21 protein-coding genes are annotated in these 17,480 nt (G+C 71.5%); 16 read left to right on the top strand and 5 right to left on the bottom strand.

What is annotated here, in order from left to right; all coding sequences use genetic code 11:
• Window positions 1-113: 113 nt before the first annotated feature.
• From ybaK to OG219_RS13115, 4 genes are all read right to left on the bottom strand, one after another.
• Window positions 114-614, bottom strand: coding sequence for a Cys-tRNA(Pro) deacylase (gene ybaK, locus OG219_RS13130; RefSeq protein ID WP_266826096.1), 501 nt, complete (start codon window positions 612-614; stop codon window positions 114-116).
• Between the two features lie 17 nt (window positions 615-631).
• Window positions 632-1,372 (bottom strand): LON peptidase substrate-binding domain-containing protein, encoded by a 741-nt coding sequence (locus OG219_RS13125; protein ID WP_266826094.1) that lies wholly within the window; start codon window positions 1,370-1,372, stop codon window positions 632-634.
• Window positions 1,373-1,383: 11 nt separating this feature from the next.
• Window positions 1,384-2,403 carry a hypothetical protein gene (locus tag OG219_RS13120; RefSeq protein WP_266826092.1) on the bottom strand — a complete coding sequence of 340 codons (1,020 nt, stop codon included), beginning with the start codon at window positions 2,401-2,403 and terminating at the stop codon, window positions 1,384-1,386.
• Window positions 2,404-2,598: 195 nt separating this feature from the next.
• Window positions 2,599-4,179, bottom strand: a complete 1,581-nt coding sequence (locus OG219_RS13115) for an oxidoreductase (RefSeq protein WP_266826090.1) — start codon at window positions 4,177-4,179, stop codon at window positions 2,599-2,601.
• A 181-nt stretch (window positions 4,180-4,360) separates the two neighbouring features.
• On the opposite strand from OG219_RS13115, the gene hisD reads away from it, so the two are divergent.
• From hisD to OG219_RS13065, 10 genes are all read left to right on the top strand, one after another.
• A complete protein-coding gene (gene hisD, locus OG219_RS13110; protein ID WP_266826088.1) occupies window positions 4,361-5,683 on the top strand; it encodes a histidinol dehydrogenase in 1,323 nt (440 codons plus the stop codon).
• Window positions 5,680-6,786 (top strand): histidinol-phosphate transaminase, encoded by a 1,107-nt coding sequence (locus OG219_RS13105; protein WP_266826086.1) that lies wholly within the window; start codon window positions 5,680-5,682, stop codon window positions 6,784-6,786. Before hisD ends, OG219_RS13105 begins: the two co-directional genes overlap by 4 nt.
• A complete protein-coding gene (hisB, locus tag OG219_RS13100; protein ID WP_055612125.1) occupies window positions 6,783-7,376 on the top strand; it encodes an imidazoleglycerol-phosphate dehydratase HisB in 594 nt (197 codons plus the stop codon). Before OG219_RS13105 ends, hisB begins: the two co-directional genes overlap by 4 nt.
• Before the next feature lie 4 nt (window positions 7,377-7,380).
• The gene (locus OG219_RS13095; protein ID WP_266826084.1) at window positions 7,381-7,545 is read left to right on the top strand and encodes a hypothetical protein; all 165 of its coding nucleotides are present in this window, start codon (window positions 7,381-7,383) and stop codon (window positions 7,543-7,545) included.
• Window positions 7,536-8,183, top strand: a complete 648-nt coding sequence (gene hisH / locus OG219_RS13090; RefSeq protein WP_266826082.1) for an imidazole glycerol phosphate synthase subunit HisH — start codon at window positions 7,536-7,538, stop codon at window positions 8,181-8,183. The genes OG219_RS13095 and hisH overlap by 10 nt, the downstream gene beginning before the upstream one ends.
• On the top strand, window positions 8,183-8,938 hold the full coding sequence (priA, locus tag OG219_RS13085) for a bifunctional 1-(5-phosphoribosyl)-5-((5-phosphoribosylamino)methylideneamino)imidazole-4-carboxamide isomerase/phosphoribosylanthranilate isomerase PriA (protein WP_266826080.1): 756 nt from the start codon (window positions 8,183-8,185) through the stop codon (window positions 8,936-8,938). The genes hisH and priA overlap by 1 nt, the downstream gene beginning before the upstream one ends.
• On the top strand, window positions 8,935-9,333 hold the full coding sequence (locus OG219_RS13080; protein ID WP_266826078.1) for a RidA family protein: 399 nt from the start codon (window positions 8,935-8,937) through the stop codon (window positions 9,331-9,333). Before priA ends, OG219_RS13080 begins: the two co-directional genes overlap by 4 nt.
• Window positions 9,330-10,085, top strand: a complete 756-nt coding sequence (gene hisF / locus OG219_RS13075; protein WP_266826076.1) for an imidazole glycerol phosphate synthase subunit HisF — start codon at window positions 9,330-9,332, stop codon at window positions 10,083-10,085. The genes OG219_RS13080 and hisF overlap by 4 nt, the downstream gene beginning before the upstream one ends.
• A gap of 145 nt (window positions 10,086-10,230) precedes the next feature.
• Window positions 10,231-10,818, top strand: a complete 588-nt coding sequence (locus OG219_RS13070; protein ID WP_266826074.1) for a transcriptional regulator — start codon at window positions 10,231-10,233, stop codon at window positions 10,816-10,818.
• A gap of 13 nt (window positions 10,819-10,831) precedes the next feature.
• Window positions 10,832-12,094, top strand: coding sequence for an MFS transporter (locus OG219_RS13065; RefSeq protein WP_266826072.1), 1,263 nt, complete (start codon window positions 10,832-10,834; stop codon window positions 12,092-12,094).
• 40 nt (window positions 12,095-12,134) lie between these two features.
• Here the strand turns inward: OG219_RS13065 and OG219_RS13060 are convergent, their stop codons facing one another.
• Window positions 12,135-12,770: a TIGR03085 family metal-binding protein gene (locus OG219_RS13060; RefSeq protein WP_266826070.1), complete on the bottom strand. Its 636-nt coding sequence runs from the start codon at window positions 12,768-12,770 to the stop codon at window positions 12,135-12,137.
• A gap of 120 nt (window positions 12,771-12,890) precedes the next feature.
• Between OG219_RS13060 and hisI the strand changes: the two genes are divergently transcribed.
• From hisI to trpC, 6 genes are all read left to right on the top strand, one after another.
• Window positions 12,891-13,295: a phosphoribosyl-AMP cyclohydrolase gene (gene hisI, locus OG219_RS13055; protein WP_266826068.1), complete on the top strand. Its 405-nt coding sequence runs from the start codon at window positions 12,891-12,893 to the stop codon at window positions 13,293-13,295.
• Window positions 13,296-13,306: 11 nt separating this feature from the next.
• Window positions 13,307-14,785 carry an anthranilate synthase component I gene (locus OG219_RS13050; RefSeq protein ID WP_266826066.1) on the top strand — a complete coding sequence of 493 codons (1,479 nt, stop codon included), beginning with the start codon at window positions 13,307-13,309 and terminating at the stop codon, window positions 14,783-14,785.
• Window positions 14,786-14,837: 52 nt separating this feature from the next.
• Window positions 14,838-15,491, top strand: a complete 654-nt coding sequence (locus tag OG219_RS13045) for a TIGR02234 family membrane protein (protein ID WP_266826064.1) — start codon at window positions 14,838-14,840, stop codon at window positions 15,489-15,491.
• A 181-nt stretch (window positions 15,492-15,672) separates the two neighbouring features.
• On the top strand, window positions 15,673-15,918 hold the full coding sequence (locus tag OG219_RS13040) for an HGxxPAAW family protein (RefSeq protein ID WP_266826062.1): 246 nt from the start codon (window positions 15,673-15,675) through the stop codon (window positions 15,916-15,918).
• Window positions 15,919-16,009: 91 nt separating this feature from the next.
• Window positions 16,010-16,465, top strand: coding sequence for a DUF2752 domain-containing protein (locus tag OG219_RS13035; protein WP_266826060.1), 456 nt, complete (start codon window positions 16,010-16,012; stop codon window positions 16,463-16,465).
• A 175-nt stretch (window positions 16,466-16,640) separates the two neighbouring features.
• Complete coding sequence (trpC, locus tag OG219_RS13030) at window positions 16,641-17,450, top strand: indole-3-glycerol phosphate synthase TrpC (protein ID WP_266826058.1); 810 nt, start codon at window positions 16,641-16,643, stop codon at window positions 17,448-17,450.
• Window positions 17,451-17,480: the final 30 nt, after the last annotated feature.

Below are 17,480 nucleotides of genomic sequence, written 5' to 3'. Positions count from 1 at the left end.
GGCCGGCCGGTGGCCGTGGTTGGAGCGGCGTTTCCTGATGCGCCACTTGCGTTTTCGCGTTTTCTTCGACATGCCCCTCGTGCTTAACCGAGGACGGGGCGTTCGTCGAGGGGTCACGCACGGCCGATGGGCGCGCAGACCGCTTCCGTGAGATCGGTCAGGTCGGAGGGGGAGAGTTCCACCTCCAGGCCGCGGCGGCCCGCCGAGACGCAGATCGTGGTGTGGGCGGCGGCCGAGGCGTCGAGGACCGTGGGGAGCTTCTTGCGCTGGCCGAGGGGGGAGATGCCGCCGCGGACGTACCCCGTGGTGCGCTCGGCCGCCGCCGGGTCCGCCATCGCGGCACGCTTGCCGCCGACCGCCGTGGCCAGGGCCTTCAGGTCGAGGGAGCCGGCCACCGGGACGACCGCGACGACGAGGGCGCCGTCGACGTCCGCGACCAGCGTCTTGAAGACGCGGTCCGGGGAGACGCCCATCGCCTCGGCCGCCTCCTCGCCGTACGAGGGGTGCGCGGGGTCGTGCTCGTAGGCGTGGACCGTGTACGGGACGTCCGCCGCCGTCAGAGCCACGGTCGCCGGAGTGCCCCCGGCCTGCTGCTTCTTCGACTTCTTCGCCAAGGTGCCGATGCCTTACGTCAGTTGAGACTCGTCGGGCCGCGCGTCAGGTCCGACGCCGGCAACGACGGCAGATTACGGATGATCGCGGTCTCCGCGCGCAGGAGTTTCAGCTCCTCGCGCAGGCGGGCGGCGGTGTCCGGGGTCCCCAGCAGCCGCTGCTTCGCCGGGATGTCCAGCATCACGGCGGCGGCCACCAGGTAGGAGACCACGGCCGGCTCGTCCGGGAGGTCGGCGCCGGTGGACAGGGAGCGCTCCCGGGCGCCCGCCAGACGCTTCTGGTACTGGCGGAAGGCCCGCAGGACGCCCTCGGCGAGCGCGCCGGCCTCCTCGCCCGGGTCCTCGGGCAGTTCCTCCAGCTCGGCCGTGAGGAACGCGCCGGAGCTGTCGACCGAGACCAGCCGCACGCGCGTCGTCCCAGTCGCCAGCACCTCGAAGCTGCCGTCGGCGCGCTCCCGGATGGTCGCCGCGTCCGCGATGCAGCCCACCTCGTGGAAGGCCTTGGCCGGGTCGTCGCCGAAGCCCGCGGCGGGCCCGCGCTCGGGCACCGCCGTCTGGTCCGGCATGCCGGGGGCGGTGGACGCGACCTCGTGGCCGTCGCGGATGGCGACGACGGCGAACCGGCGCGGTTCGTCCTCGGGGGTCTTGAGCAGATCACGCATCATGGCGCGGTAGCGCTCCTCGAAAACGTTCAGAGGAAGCACGAGCCCCGGGAACAGAACCGAGTTCAGGGGGAAGAGCGGAAGCCGCACGGTGGTCACGACGGGAAAGCCTAATGGTCGCCGGAGCGGGCGCGTCCGCCGTGCTCACTCCGTGGATGCAGGGGCATGCCCGCGGCGACCTCCAGACGCACGCCGTCCCGCAGTTCCAGGAACTGGCCCAGGGGGTCGTCCGAGACCCGGTCCCAGGGGAACGACGTCGCGTACGGGCCGATCAGGCGCAGCTGCTCCAGGGCGTCCTCCCAGCGCTCCAGCCTGACCAGGACGTACGCCAGCAGGTTGCGGACCTCCGCGGGCCACGAGTCCCCGGCGGCGTACGTCGCCGAGACCGCGATCGCGAGGTCGGCCGCCGCGTCGAGGCGCTCGTGCAGCACCAGCGCCCCGCCGCCCTCGGTCAGGTAGGCGAAGGCGGCGCGTACCGGCAGCGCCTGCACCAGGGAGCCGGGCAGCGCGTCCTGCGCGGCCCGCTCGGCGAAGTCGAAGCACTCGCGGTGCGAGCCGTACCAGGCGGCCGACAGATACCGCAGGGCGGCCACATGGCAGCCGTAGTGGTGCGGGGAACGGCGTACGGCCTCGCCCCACAGCTGCTCGAACTCGGTGTGCCCGGCGTTCGTGCCGCGGGCCTGGTCGAGCGCGATCCGCCAGGGCACCGGGTCACGCGGATCGCCCTCCGCCGCGGCGGCGATCAGCGGGCCGACCTCGCGCAGCAGCTCGACGCGGGCCGGGGACTCCCAGCCCCGGGACACCGCCAGCTGGGCCTTGACCAGCAGGGCGTCCGGGTCGTGCGGGGAGGCGTCCTGCCATGCCCGGAGCCACTCGTCGCGGGAGCGCGCGAAGGTGGCGAGGCGCGTCGCGTACCGGTCGCGGTCCTCCCACTCGGCGGCCTCACGTGTGGTGGTGAGCAGCTTGGCCGCGGGGTTGTAGTCGCCGCGGCCGGCCGCGACGAGGACGGGACCGAGCCGTTCGTCCGGGGCGTCGAGCAGTACCTCGTCGTCGGCGGGAAGTCCGGCGGCGAGGCCTGAAGCGTTCCGGGCCATCCGGGCGGTACGGATGAACGCGCGCAGCAGTGCCATGGTGGAGACCATTGAAAACCGCAGGTCGGAGCTGTACCAGGGGGGCGCGGTGAAGCTTTCGTAACCGTCAATAGGTTGTAGGGGAGATGGTCAAGGACGAGTAAAAGGTGACTGATGTTCTACTGGTAGTTCCCTGTCATGGGCCTGTCAGCAACCTGTCGGCCGGTGAGCCCGCAGCCGCAGGTCAGGCGTGCGTCAGCCGCGCCGCAGCAGCCGTGTCGCCCCCGCCGCCACCGTCGTCGCCAGGATCCAGCCAAGGAGGATCACCACCGCGGACAGCCACTGCCAGCCGCCGCGCAGCTGCCAGAAACCCATCTGGCCGAGGTCGATCACCGGCAGCAGCAGGTCCAGGGCGAACAGCGAGGAGTTCCACGGCGGATGCTCGCCGCTCTTGATCGGCGGGTGGCTGGCGTGCGAGAACGCGACCGAGGTCGCCGCCCACAGCACCGCCATCCACAGGGCGGCCCGCCCCGGCCGGTACCCGTAGGCGACCGTCCAGTCCTGCGCGTACCCCCAGAGCTTGGCGGCCAGCGGCAGCGTCTCGCGGCGGCGGCGCTGCTTGGCGAGCAGCACCTCGCGGGCGTCCTCGTCCTCGCCGGAGTTGCGCAGCACGGTGGCCAGGCGCTCGTACGGCTCCGGGTTGTACTCGGCGGTCGCCGCCGCCACCCACTCCAGGCGCCGGGTCAGCGGGAACGCGCCCTGCGGCACGAGGTTCTCGTAACCGAAGCCGCCCATGTGGAGGCCGCCGGGCCCCGGCCAGCTGGCCGCCCTGTCGACCAGGTTGACCACCTTGGCGCCCGACAGCACCACCTTGCCGCGCTCCGGCCGCTCCCCGAGGAAACGCAGCTCGGGCGTCTGGACCCGGCGCAGCGACAGCTCCTGGTCGTCGTCGAAGGTGAAGCGGGCCCGCTCCAGGTCGAGCGCGTCCCCGAACCGCCCGTCGTCAAGCCGGATCCCGCCCTGGCACTCGAACCGCTGCACCACCGTGCCGCGCGCCGGGGTGGTCCCGCTGGTCAGGATGGGATTACCGACTCCCGCGGGGGTCATGTACAGCGTGCGGTTGACGGTCAGCTGGGGGGCGTTCAGCGCGAGGCGCGTGTACGGGTTGCTCAGCTTGCTGCCGCGCAGGCTGAGCGAGACGCCGACGGTGGCCCCGCGCAGGCTCAGCTCGCCGTGCGACTCCAGCATCTCGGCCTGGAGGTCCTGCCCTACGGTCATGCCGTCGCCGGTGATCGATCGTCCGCGCCGGTCGCGGTAGACCACGGCCTGGTTGAGCAGCAGATCCGTGCCGATGTGTGCGTCTGTCAGGCGTACCCCGTTGTGGAAGCGGCAGCGCGGCAGATGCAGGTCGCCCTCGGTGTGCACGCGGGCCGCTTCGAGGCGCGGCACGGAGCAGTTCACCAGTCGTACGGTCTGGAACCGGGCCTCCGGTAAGAGGATCTCCTTCTCGAACCGGCACGCCTTCAGCTCGACGTACGGCTCCACGGTGCCGCCCGCCAGATCGAGCACGTCGGTGATCTGCACGCCGGTCAGTTTCAGGGAGGCCACCCGGCCCTGGAGTGCGGGGGGCCCGTCGAGCAGCAGCCACGCCACGATCCGGGCCCGCACACTGCGCTCGGGACCCCAGGGATGGCCGCCGTGCGGATCGTCGGCGGTCGTGTCCCCGCTGCGCAGGTCGTACACGCTGCCGTTGCGGAAGGACTGCCACATTCCGGCCTCGGCGGCGGTCAGCTCGTCCGGCAGGTCCCCACTTCGGATGCCGGCACCCTCGGTCACGACTTTTCCCTTCCTCCCCAGCTACAGACGTCATCCCCAGCTACTCGCGGGTTTCGGACAACCGTTCAATGCCCGCTGAGTGACGCCCCGAACGCTAATGGTGAAGCTGATCTTCCGGGGCTTGTATCAGCCATTGATACAGGCGTCCGGCGCCTTATCGCCGTCTGAGAGAATTGGGCACGTGATCTCCCGAATCGATCTGCGCGGCGATGCCCTCCCCGAGGGTTCGGCCCTGCGCGACCTGCTGCCCCGAGCCGACTTCGACGTCTCGGCCGCCCTGGAGAAGGTGCGTCCGATCTGCGAGGCCGTGCATCATCGGGGAGACGCGGCGCTGATCGACTACGCGGAGAAGTTCGACGGGGTCAAGCTCGATCAGGTGCGGGTGCCCGCGGAGGCGCTGACGCAGGCCCTCGAGCAGCTCGATCCCGCCGTGCGCGCGGCCTTGGAGGAGTCCATCCGCCGCGCCCGACTGGTCCACCGCGAGCAGCGCCGTACGACGCACACCACCCAGGTCGTGCCCGGCGGCTCGGTCACCGAGAAGTGGGTGCCGGTCGACCGGGTCGGGCTCTATGCGCCCGGCGGCCGGTCCGTCTACCCGTCCTCCGTGATCATGAACGTCGTACCCGCGCAGGAGGCCGGCGTCGAGTCGATCGCCCTCGCCTCCCCGGCGCAGGCCGAGTTCGACGGCCTTCCGCACCCCACGATCCTCGCCGCCTGCGCGCTGCTCGGCGTCGACGAGGTGTACGCCGCCGGTGGCGCGACCGCCGTCGCGATGTTCGCGTACGGCACCGAGTCCTGCACGCCCGCCAACATGGTCACCGGCCCCGGCAACATCTGGGTCGCCGCGGCCAAGCGCTACTTCGCGGGCAGGATCGGCATCGACGCCGAGGCCGGTCCGACCGAGATCGCGATCCTCGCCGACGAGAGCGCCGACCCGGTGCACGTCGCCTCCGACCTGATCAGTCAGGCCGAGCACGACCCGCTGGCCGCCGCCGTCCTCGTCACGGACTCCGTGGAACTGGCCGACGCGGTCCAGAAGGAGCTTGAGCCGCAGGTCGCGGCCACCAAGCACATCGAGGACCGGATCGTCCCCGCGCTGGGCGGCAGGCAGTCCGCGATCGTCCTCGTCGACGGCGTCGACGAGGGCCTGCGGGTGGTCGACGCGTACGGCGCCGAACACCTGGAGATCCAGACGGCCGACGCGGCTGCCGTGGCCGACCGGGTGCGCAACGCGGGCGCGATCTTCGTCGGACCCTGGGCCCCGGTCTCCCTCGGCGACTACGCCGCCGGCTCCAACCACGTGCTGCCCACCGGCGGCTGTGCCTGCCACTCCTCGGGCCTGAGTGTCCAGTCCTTCCTGCGCGGGATCCACATCGTGGACTACACGCGCGACGCCCTCGCTGACGTCGCCCACCACGTGGTGACGCTCGCGGAGGCGGAGGACCTGCCCGCGCACGGCGCGGCGATCAAGGCGCGGTTCGGATGGAAGGTGCCCAGCAAGTGACCGGGATCGACGATCTCCCCGTACGCGACGAGCTGCGCGGCAAGACCCCCTACGGCGCGCCCCAACTCGACGTTCCCGTACGGCTCAACACCAACGAGAACCCGTACCCGCTGCCCGAACCGCTCGTCGAGCGGATCACCGAGCGGGTGCGCGAGGCCGCCCGGAACCTGAACCGCTACCCCGACCGGGACGCGGTGGAGCTGCGCACCGAGCTGGCCAAGTACCTGACGAGGACCGGCAAGCACCCGGTCGGCGTCGACAACGTCTGGGCGGCGAACGGTTCCAACGAGGTCATCCAGCAGCTGCTGCAGACCTTCGGCGGACCCGGCCGGACCGCGATCGGTTTCGAGCCCTCGTACTCGATGCACGCGCTCATCTCGCGCGGCACGGGGACGGGCTGGATCTCCGGTCCGCGGGGCGAGGACTTCACGATCGACCTCGCCGCCGCAGAGCAGGCCATCAGCGAGAACCGGCCGGACGTCGTCTTCATCACCACCCCCAACAACCCCACGGGCAACGCGGTCCCGCCCGAGACGGTCCTCGCGCTGTACGAGGCCGCGCAGGCGGCGAAGCCGTCGATGGTGGTGGTCGACGAGGCGTACGTCGAGTTCAGCCACGGCGACTCGCTGCTGCCGCTGATCGAAGGTCGGCCGAATCTCGTCGTCTCGCGGACGATGTCGAAGGCGTTCGGCGCGGCCGGGCTGCGGCTCGGCTATCTCGCCGCGCACCCGGCGGTCGTCGACGCGGTCCAGCTCGTACGGCTGCCGTACCACCTGTCCGCCGTCACACAGGCGACCGCGCTGGCCGCCCTGGAGCACACCGACACCCTGCTGGGATACGTCGAGCAGCTCAAGGCCGAGCGGGACCGGCTGGTCGTCGAACTGCGCGCGATCGGCTACGACGTGACCGAGTCGGACGCGAACTTCGTGCAGTTCGGGCGGTTCGCCGACTCCCACGAGGCATGGCAGAAGATCCTCGACCGGGGCGTCCTGGTCCGGGACAACGGCATCCCGGGGTGGCTGCGGGTCACCGCCGGAACCCCCGCCGAGAACGACGCGTTCCTGGACGCGGTCCGTGAACTGAAGAAGGAGCAGAGCGCATGAGCCGCGTCGGAAGAGTTGAGCGGGTGACCAAGGAGACGTCGGTCCTCGTCGAGATCGATCTCGACGGAACCGGCAAGGTCGATGTGTCGACAGGAGTCGGCTTCTACGACCACATGCTCGACCAGCTCGGCCGGCACGGTCTGTTCGACCTGACCGTGAAGACCGAGGGCGACCTGCACATCGACTCGCACCACACCATCGAGGACAGCGCCCTCGCGCTCGGCGCCGCCTTCAAGCAGGCACTCGGCGACAAGGTGGGCATCTACCGCTTCGGCAACTGCACGGTCCCGCTGGACGAGTCGCTCGCCCAGGTGACCGTCGACCTCTCCGGCCGCCCCTACCTCGTGCACACCGAGCCCGAGAAGATGGCGCCGATGATCGGCGAGTACGACACGACGATGACCCGGCACATCTTCGAGTCCTTCGTCGCGCAGGCCCAGATCGCGCTGCACGTGCACGTGCCCTACGGGCGCAACGCGCACCACATCGTGGAGTGCCAGTTCAAGGCGCTGGCCCGCGCGCTGCGGTACGCCTCCGAGCGCGACCCGCGCGCCGCCGGTATCCTCCCCTCCACGAAGGGCGCGCTGTAAAGCCATGACAGGCCTCAACACCATCCTCATCGTCGTCGGGCTCTTCCTCCTCGGCGGTGTCTACTCCTTCGTCAAGCAGAAGATGCCGATGAGCCTTATCGTGCTGCTCTCGATCGGCGCCGCGATGTGTCTCGTGGCGGGGGTCCTCCGGTTGGATGTGTGGAATTGACCGCGCCGAAGAAGGTCGTCGTCTTCGACTACGGATTCGGGAACGTACGGTCCGCCGAGCGGGCCCTCGCCCGCACCGGTGCCGAGGTCGAGATAACGCGTGACTACGACAAGGCCATGAACGCCGACGGGCTGCTGGTGCCGGGTGTCGGCGCGTTCGCCGCCTGCATGAAGGGCCTTCGTGAGGCCCGCGGCGACTGGATCATCGGCCGTCGGCTGGCCGGCGGGCGCCCGGTCATGGGCATCTGCGTCGGCATGCAGATCCTCTTCGCACGCGGCATCGAGCACGGCGTGGAGACCGAGGGCCTCGACGAGTGGCCCGGCTCGGTCGAACCGCTCCAGGCCGAGATCGTGCCGCACATGGGCTGGAACACCGTCGAAGCCCCGGCCGCCTCGCAGCTCTTCGCGGGTCTCGACGCCGACGCGCGCTTCTACTTCGTGCACTCCTACGCCGTCCACGACTGGTCCCTCGAAGTCGGGAACCCGCTGATACGGCCGCCCCTGGTCACCTGGTCCACGCACGGCAAGCCCTTCGTGGCGGCCGTCGAGAACGGCGCCCTGTGGGCCACCCAGTTCCACCCCGAGAAGTCCGGCGACGCCGGAGCGCAGCTGCTGAACAACTGGATCGGAACCCTCTGATGTCTTCCAAGTCCTCGGACAAGCCCTCCGGAAAGCTCGAACTCCTCCCCGCCGTCGACGTCCGCGACGGACAGGCCGTCCGGCTCGTGCACGGCGAGTCCGGTACGGAGACCTCGTACGGCTCCCCGCTGGAGGCCGCGCTGGCCTGGCAGCGGTCGGGGGCCGAGTGGCTGCACCTCGTCGACCTGGACGCCGCGTTCGGCACCGGCGACAACCGCAAGCTGATCTCCGAGGTCACCGGCGCCATGGACATCAAGGTGGAGCTGTCCGGCGGCATCCGCGACGACGACACCCTGGCCGCCGCGCTCGCCACCGGCTGCACCCGCGTCAACCTCGGCACCGCCGCCCTGGAGACCCCCGAGTGGGTCGCCAAGGTCATCGCCGAGCACGGCGACAAGATCGCGGTCGGTCTCGACGTACGCGGCACGACGCTGCGCGGCCGCGGCTGGACCCGCGACGGCGGCGACCTCTACGAGACCCTCGACCGCCTCAACTCCGAGGGCTGCGCGCGGTACGTGGTGACCGACATCGCCAAGGACGGCACGCTGCAGGGCCCCAACCTGGAGCTGCTGCGCAATGTGTGCGCGGCTACGGACCGCCCGGTCGTCGCCTCGGGAGGCGTGTCCTCCCTGGACGACCTGCGCGCCATCGCCGAGCTCGTGCCCCTCGGCGTCGAGGGCTCGATCGTCGGCAAGGCCCTGTACGCGAAGGCGTTCACCCTGGAAGAGGCCCTGACAACGGTGGCGGCCCTGTGAGCGGCGTACGGCGGGTCTCGACCGGCGCGCCCTGGGAGGAGGCCTTCGGGTACTCCCGCGCGGTGGAGCTGCCGAACGGTCTGGTGCTGGTCGCCGGGTGCACGTCCGTGATCAACGGCGAGATCGCCGCGGGCGACCCGTACGAGCAGACGGTCAACTCCTTCAACGTCGCGTTCGCGGCCCTGGAGCAGCTCGGCCTCGGCCGCGACGATGTTGTCCGTACACGTATGTACATCACCCACGCCCGTGATGTGGAGGACGTGGGCCGCGCCCACAAGGAGCTGTTCGACTCCGTCCGCCCCGCCGCATCGATGATCATCGTCTCCGGTTTCGTGGACCCGAGTCTGGTCGTCGAGGTCGAGGTGGAGGCGTACCGGGAGGCCTCCGAGTCATGACGCTCGCCGTACGAGTCATCCCCTGCCTGGACGTCGACAACGGCCGGGTCGTCAAGGGTGTCAACTTCCAGAACCTGCGCGACGCCGGCGACCCCGTCGAGATGGCCAAGGTGTACGACGCCGAGGGCGCCGACGAGCTGACCTTCCTGGACATCACCGCGTCCTCCGGCAACCGCGAGACCACGTACGACGTGGTGCGCCGCACCGCCGAGCAGGTCTTCATCCCGCTGACCGTCGGGGGCGGTGTCCGCACCGCCGAGGACGTGGACAAGCTGCTGCGGGCCGGGGCGGACAAGGTCGGGGTCAACACGGCCGCGATCGCCCGGCCCGATCTCATCCGCGAGATCGCCGAGCGGTTCGGGCGGCAGGTGCTCGTCCTGTCGGTCGACGCGCGCCGCACCCCGGAGGGGGCCTTCGAGGTCACCACCCACGGCGGGCGCAAGGGCACCGGCATCGACGCCGTCGAGTGGGCGCACCGGGCCGCCGAGCTGGGCGCAGGGGAGATCCTGCTCAACTCGATGGACGCGGACGGCACGAAGGACGGCTACGACATCGAGATGATCGAGGCCGTACGCAAGCACGTGACCGTTCCGCTGATCGCCAGTGGCGGCGCGGGGCGGCTCGCGCACTTCCCGCCCGCCATCGCCGCGGGCGCCGACGCGGTGCTCGCCGCGTCCGTCTTCCACTTCGGGGATCTGCGGATCGGTGAGGTGAAGGAGACGCTGAAGGGGGCGGGGTATCCCGTTCGCTGAGGTCGTCCGCCTTTGAGCCCCGGCCGGTTGGTGGCCGGGGCTCAGCTGTGTGCGGACACCGTCGAGACGCGCCGTCGCGCAGACGTGAAAGAGAAGTTGCGCAATTTTAGTTGCGCAATTTTTCTTTCACATCTACGTTAGGGGCATGGCAAGCAAGGAGAACCGCCGCATCACGGATGTGGGCACGCTCAAGGCCCTGGGGCATCCGCTGCGGATGAAGCTGTACCGGGCGTTGAACGTGACCGGCGCCGCGACCGCCTCCCAGTTGGGCGAACAGGTCGACGAGGCGCCCTCGCTGGTCAGCTACCACCTGCGCAAGCTCGCCGAGCACGGGCTGATCCAGGAGGCCGAGCCGCGCAGCGGGGACGGCCGGGAGCGCTGGTGGGAGCCCGCCTCGGACGGTGTGACCGTCCGGGGCGTGGACTTCCGGGACGCGCCCGAGAGGGAGGCCGCGCACCTGGCCTTCACCCGGCTCTTCCACGAGGAGCGCGGCGACCACTACCGGCGCTACCTCGACGAGCGCGCCACCTGGCCCACCGAGTGGAACGACGCCGCCGCCGACGCGGAGGCCACGCTCCGCCTGACGGCCGCCGAACTCGGCGCGCTCAAGGAGGAGTTGCTCACGGTCATCAGGAAGTACGACGACAAGGGCCGCGCCGACGAAGCGGCAGGCGCCACCGAAGGGCGCGAGAACGTCGCGCTGCACATGTACGGCTTCCCGTTCCGCCCCTGAGAGGACGCGTTCCGTGACCACGACCACCCTGCGCCAGGCCTCGGCCCCGGCCGCCCCCGCCGCTCCCGAAAAGCCCGCCCACCGCGACGGCAACGTGCTGCGCTGGCTCGGCGCCTACACCGCGTCGATGGTCGGCGACAACGTCTACTACATCGCGTTGTCCTGGGCGGCCGTCCAGGCCGGTACGCCCTCGCAGGCCGGTCTCGTGATGGCCGTGAGCGCCGTGCCGCGGGCGCTGCTGATGCTGGGCGGGGGAGTGGTCGCCGACCGCTTCGGACCGCGGAAGGTCGTCATCGGCAGTGACGCCGTGCGCTGCGCGGCCGTCCTCGCGGTGGCCGCGCTGCTGTTCGCGACCGGCCCGGGGCTGTGGCTGCTCGCCCTGCTCGCCATCGTCTTCGGCACCGTCGACGCCGTCTTCATGCCCGCCGTGGGCGCCCTCCCGGCGCGCGTCACGAGCCGCGGCCAGCTCGCCCGCGTCCAGGGCATGCGGGGCCTCGCGATCCGCTTCGCCAACGTGGTGGGCGCCCCGCTCGGCGGCCTCTGCGTGGCTCTCGGCGGCGCGGCGGCGGCCTTCGGACTCGCGGGGATGCTGATCGCCCTGTCGGTGCCGCTGCTGGTCTCCGTACGGATGAAGGACCTGCCCGCCGACGGCAAGGCCGCGGAGCGCACCGCGTGGCGAGACCTCCGCGACGGGCTGCGGTACATACGCCGGCACCCCGTCCTCGCGCCGCTCATCGCCGCCATCGCGCTCGGCGACCTCGGCTTCGTCGGGCCGCTCAACGTGGGGCTGACCCTGCTGGCCGACCAGCGCGGCTGGGGCGCCTCCGGGATGGGCTGGGTGCTCGCCGGGTTCGGGACCGGTGCGGGGGCCGCCGCCATGCTGCTGACCGTGCGGGGGCGGCTGCCGCGCGCGGGGCGGCTGGCCGGGGTGGCGATCCTGGCGGGCGCGGTGGCGATCGGCTCGCTCGCCTACGTACCCACGCTCGCCCTCGCCGTCGGTGTCGCCCTGCTCATCGGGCTGCTCGCGGGCCTCAGCGGCGCGCTGTGCGGAGCGCTGCTGCAGACCCAGGCCGACCCCGCCTACCTGGGCCGGGTCGGCTCCGTCTCTGGCATCGTCAGCCTCGGCCTCGCACCGCTCAGCATGCCGGTGACCGCCGCCGCGATCGGCTGGTGGGGCACCGGGCCCGTCTTCGTCACCAGCGCGGCGGTCTGCGGGCTCGGTGGAGTGCTCGCCCTGTGCGTGGCTCCGCTGCGGCGCGCCGAGCTTCCGAAGTAGCGGGTCCTCGCCGAAGCAGCCGCCCGATGCGGAGCAGCGGTCAGAGACCGAGCTGCTTCGCCTCGTGCAGCTTCGCGATCGCGTCCTTGTCGCCCTCCAGCTCGACATCGGCCACCTGCTGCCGCCCGAAGGCGAACATCAGCAGCTCCGAGGGCTCGCCGGTCACCGTCACGACCGGCGTGCCCTTGTGCGCGACCGCCGTCTGGCCGTCCGGCCGGCGCAGCACAAGCCCTGTAGGGGCGCTGCGTCCCGTCAGCCGGGCCGTGCGCTCCAGACGGGACCACAGGGCGTCCTGGAAGACCGGGTCGAGGGCGCGCGGTGTCCAGTCGGGCTGCGCACGGCGTACGTCCTCGGTGTGGACGTAGAACTCGATGGTGTTCGCCGCCTCGTCGATCTGCTTCAGCGAGAACGGGGAGAAACGCGGCGGGCCCGTACGGATCAGCTGGATCAGCTCCTCGTACGGCTTCTCGGCGAACTCCGTCATCACCCGCTCCAGCCGTGGCGCGAGCTGCTTGATCCAGGTTCCGCCCGCGGCGTCGGCGCGGCGCTCGCGCACCACCACGTGCGCGGCGAGATCACGGGTGTTCCAGCCCTCGCACAAGGTGGGGGCGTCCGGGCCCTCGGCCTCCAACAGGTCGGCGAGGAGAAGTCGTTCACGCTTCGCATGGGTCGACATACAGCCAGCCTACGGCTACCCCCACACTCCGCCCAGTGGACAGTGGCGGACGGGGGGTCATGCGGTCCGGCCTGTGGACAACTGCCGGGCCCGTCCCACCGGCGCGGCACAATGGAGCGCATGACCAGCACGCCCCCGCCCAGCAGCCTGGACCCCGAGATCGCCGCGCGTCTCAAGCGCGCCGCCGACGGGCTCGTCCCCGCCATCGCCCAGCAGTACGACACCGGTGAGGTGCTGATGCTCGGCTGGATGGACGACGAGGCGCTGCATCGCACGCTCACCACGGGCCGCTGCACGTACTGGTCGCGCAGCCGCCGGGAGTACTGGGTCAAGGGCGACACCTCAGGCCACTTCCAGCACGTGAAGTCCGTCGCCCTGGACTGCGACGCCGACACCGTCCTCGTGAAGGTCGACCAGGTGGGCGCGGCGTGTCACACCGGCGCCCGGACCTGCTTCGACGCCGACGTACTGCTCGGCGTACCGCTCCAGGACGCCGATTCCGGCGTACCGGCACGGGATCAGTAAGGTCAGCCGCCATGGACCTCGAGACCTTCCGCAAGCTGGCCACCGACCGCCGTGTGATCCCCGTCAGCCGCAAGCTCCTCGCGGACGGTGACACGCCGGTCGCGCTCTACCGCAAGCTGGCCGCCGAGCGCCCCGGCACCTTCCTCCTGGAATCCGCCGAGAACGGCCGCTCCTGGTCCCGCTACTCCTTCGTCGGCGTCCGCTCCGCCGCGACCCTGACCGAGCGCGACGGGCAGGCCCACTGGCTCGGCACCCCGCCCGTCGGCGTCCCCGTCGACGGGGATCCGCTCGCCGCCCTGCGCGCCACCATCGAGGCCCTGCACACTCCGCACGGCGAGGGCCTGCCCCCGTTCACCGGCGGCATGGTCGGCTACCTCGGCTACGACATCGTGCGCCGCCTGGAGAAGATCGGCCCCGGCGAACGGGACGACCTGAAGCTCCCCGAGCTGACCATGCTGCTCACCAGCGACCTCGCCGTCATGGACCACTGGGACGGCTCGGTCCAGCTGATCGCCAACGCGATCAACCACAACGACCTCGACACGGGCGTCGACGAGGCGTACGCGGACGCCGTCGCGCGCCTGGACGCCATGGAGGCGGACCTCTCGCGCGCGGTCTCCCAGCCGCCCGCCGCGCTGCCGCCCTCCGAACTCCCCGAGTACACCGCGCTCTGGGGCGGCCCCGACTACCAGGACGCCGTCGAGGACATCAAGGAGCGCATCCGGGCCGGCGAGGCCTTCCAGGTCGTCCCCTCCCAGCGCTTCGAAACGCCGTGCACGGCAAGCGCGTTGGACGTGTACCGGGTGCTGCGGGCGACCAACCCCTCCCCGTACATGTACCTCTTCCGCTTCGACGGATTCGACGTCGTCGGCTCGTCCCCGGAGGCCCTCGTCAAGGTCGAGGACGGGCAGGCGATGGCGCACCCCATCGCGGGCACCCGGCCGCGCGGCGCCACCGTCCAGGAGGACCAGGCCCTCGCAGACGAGCTGATCGCCGACCCCAAGGAGCGCGCCGAGCACCTCATGCTCGTCGACCTGGGACGCAACGACCTCGGACGGGTCTGCGAACCCGGCTCCGTCGAGGTCGTCGACTTCATGTCCATCGAGCGGTACTCGCACGTCATGCACATCGTCTCGACGGTGACCGGCCGGGTCGCGGCGGGCCGCACCGCCTTCGACGTCCTGACCGCCTGCTTCCCCGCGGGCACCCTCTCCGGCGCGCCCAAGCCGCGCGCGATGCAGATCATCGACGAGCTGGAGCCGTCCCGCAGGGGGCTGTACGGCGGCTGCGTCGGCTATCTCGACTTCGCGGGCGACTCCGACACCGCCATCGCCATCCGTACGGCCCTGCTGCGCGACGGCACGGCCTATGTGCAGGCCGGGGCGGGCGTGGTCGCCGACTCCGACCCGGTCGCGGAGGACAACGAGTGCCGGAACAAGGCCGCCGCGGTGCTGCGCGCGGTGCACACGGCGAACCGGCTCGGGCAATAGGACGAGTCTCACGTGAACCCCGGGTGACGGTTCGCCCGGGGTTCAGGCGATAGTGGAGTACGTGACTGCTGTTCCGCACCCCCGATCCGAATCCGCCGGACCCGCCAGGTCCGGCCGCCGAAGCCTCGCCGTCGCCCTGCTCAGCGGCGCCCTCGGCGCGGCCGTGGCGCTGCTGGCGACCCGCCAGAACTGGTCGGCGGGCACCGCGACGGTGGCCGGCGGCGACTTTCCGCTGACCGCCTCCGGCAGCGACGTCACGGGCGTGCCCGCGGCGCTCGCGATAGTGGGCCTCGCCGCGCTCGTCGCCGTCTTCGCGGTACGCCGCTCCGGACGCTTCCTCGTCTCCGCGCTGCTCGCGCTCTCCGGCGCGGGCATCGTCGTCGCGGCCGTGCTCGGCGCCGGAGACAGCTCCGCGCTCGACGAGAAGGCCGCGGCCGCCTCCGGCGACACCGCCGCAACCGCCGCCGCGCTCAGCCACACCGCCTGGCCGTACGTCGCCGCCGCGGGCGGCGCCCTCATCCTCCTCGCGGGTCTCCTCGCGCTGCGCTACGGGCGGCTGTGGCCCGCGATGTCGGGCCGCTACGAGCGCGACGGGGCGCCCCGGCCACGCAAGGCCAAGCCGGTCGACCCGGACCGCCCCGAGGACATCTGGAAGGCGCTCGACCGGGGCGAGGACCCGACGGGTCCTGACCCGGCAGGGACCTGAGTCACCCGGGTCCCGGTCCTCGGGGGGACTTCAGGACCGGGGCTTTCGTCACGACCCGGCGGAACCGACGCGCGAGGAGAGACCCCCCGCTCACCTCATGCCCGCGAGTACGGGACAATGGTCGTCGAGCGTCCGACCCACCACACGTACGCAGCACATACACAGCAACGAGGAGCAAGTCATGGCGGGCAGCAGCCACGGTCACACCCCGGCCGCCTGGACCGGTGTCACCATCGCCTTCATCGGGTTCTGCGTCTCCGGCGCCTTCACGGTGCTGGCCGACCCGCTGGGCTTCTGGGCCGGTCTGGTCATCGTCGGCCTCGGTGGTGTCGTCGGCATGGTGATGCAGGCGGCGGGCCTGGGCAAGACGAAGGCCAAGACCGCGCACCCGGCCCGTGAGCGCGAGGCCGTCGGCGTCGAGGGCTGAGCGTCCCGTAGACCTGGTGAGAGGCGGTTCCGGCGCAGGTACCGGGGCCGCCTCTCGCACGTACGGGCGTTCCGGGCGGGGGAGGGGCAGAATGCGTGGGGTGAACGCCGAATCCCAGAGGGTGGCACAGGGCGCGGAGTCCGGAGCCGGCGCCGTACTGCGGCGGCTCGCCGTTCCCGGCGGGGTGCTCGCGGCCGTCGTCGGTGCCTTCGCGTACGTCGGAGCCGTCGACCCCAACCAGCCCGGGCACTACCCGGTCTGCCCGCTGCTGCGGCTCACGGGCGTGTACTGCCCCGGCTGCGGCGGTCTGCGCAGTGCGCACGCCTTCATCCACGGGGACTTCGCGGCGGCGCTCACGGACAACGCGCTCGCCGTCGTGGGCTATCTGGGCTTCGCGGTGGTGTGGACCGTCTGGGTGGTCCGGTCGGTGCGCGGGCGTCCGGCGGGGATCGAACTCGGGCGGGTTCAGCGGTGGACCGGCGGCGCTTTGGTGCTGGTCTTCACGGTTGTCCGGAACCTGCCCTTCGGTGGCTGGCTGCACCCTTGATCAAATGACAAAGGTCCAGGTAGTGGGACCGGCGTCAACCGGATGCGAGGTCTACGCCTTCCTCCGGATACCATCGCAGTGACGCGTCTGACACGTCCTAGCCGTCCGAGGCGGTGAACCCGGGTCAGCTGCTCAACCGCTTCAACTCTCCACCGCAGGGAAGGGGGCCGCTCGCGTGAGTGTGCTCGACGAGATCATCGACGGAGTCCGTGCCGACCTCGCGGAGCGGCAGGCGCGCGTCAGCCTCGACGAGCTCAAGGAGCGCGCGGCGAAGGCTCCGGCGGCCAAGGACGGCGTGGCGGCCCTGCGTGGCGACGGCGTCAAGGTCATCTGCGAGGTCAAGCGCTCCAGCCCGTCCAAGGGCGCGCTCGCCGCGATCGCCGACCCGGCCGCCCTCGCCGCGGACTACGAGGCGGGCGGCGCGGCCGTCATCTCGGTCCTCACCGAGCAGCGCCGCTTCGGCGGCTCGCTGGCCGACCTGGAGGCCGTCCGGGCCAAGGTCGACATCCCCGTGCTGCGCAAGGACTTCATCGTCACGTCGTACCAGCTGTGGGAGGCCCGTGCGTACGGCGCCGACCTCGCGCTGCTGATCGTGGCCGCCCTCGACCAGTCCGCCCTTGAGTCCCTCATCGAGCGGGCCGAGTCCATCGGGCTCACCCCGATCGTCGAGGTGCACGACGAGGACGAGGCCGAGCGGGCGGTGGACGCCGGCGCGAAGGTCATCGGCGTCAACGCGCGCAATCTCAAGGACCTCAAGGTGGACCGCTCCACCTTCGAGCGCGTCGCCCCCGAGATCCCGGCCGGCATCGTCAAGATCGCCGAGTCCGGCGTCCGCGGCCCGCACGACCTCATCGCGTACGCCAACGCCGGCGCCGACGCGGTCCTGGTCGGCGAGTCCCTCGTCACCGGCCGCGACCCCAAGACGGCGGTCTCCGACCTGGTAGCGGCGGGGGCCCACCCCGCCCTGCGCCACGGACGGGGCTGACACCCCGGTGCCCACCTCGCCCCACGCCAC

The organism is Streptomyces sp. NBC_00038, assembly GCF_026343635.1.
In the GTDB taxonomy this organism is placed as follows: Bacteria; Actinomycetota; Actinomycetes; order Streptomycetales; family Streptomycetaceae; genus Streptomyces.
This window is presented reverse-complemented; position numbering and strand designations above follow the sequence as displayed.